Below are 281 nucleotides of genomic sequence, written 5' to 3'. Positions count from 1 at the left end.
GCCGTCGATCGTTATCCGCCGACCCCCGGCGGGCTGTACGGCATGTCAGAGAACGGCTACGAGTGGGTGAGCGACTGGTATGACCCGGACTATTACGCGAAATCTCCGCGCCAGGATCCGCAGGGTCCGGAGAAGGGCGTCATTCTGGATGACGATAATGGGCAATATATGAAGGTCCGCCGCGGAGGTTATCGTCCTTCTCCCGGGTTTGATGTGGGCCTCACCTTTTTTCGCGGCTATGCCATTAAGGATAACTATTTTCCCGATGGCACCACTGTACG

At 57.3% G+C, this 281-nt stretch carries 1 protein-coding gene; it reads left to right on the top strand.

The window, feature by feature from the left end:
- A partial coding sequence (locus OGW16_RS02010) for an SUMF1/EgtB/PvdO family nonheme iron enzyme (protein ID WP_286517660.1) occupies positions 1-281 on the top strand: 281 nt, incomplete at both ends.

The organism is Citrobacter sp. Ce104 (assembly GCF_030334595.1).
GTDB classification, from domain to species: Bacteria; Pseudomonadota; Gammaproteobacteria; order Enterobacterales; family Enterobacteriaceae; genus Citrobacter; species Citrobacter europaeus.
This window is presented reverse-complemented; position numbering and strand designations above follow the sequence as displayed.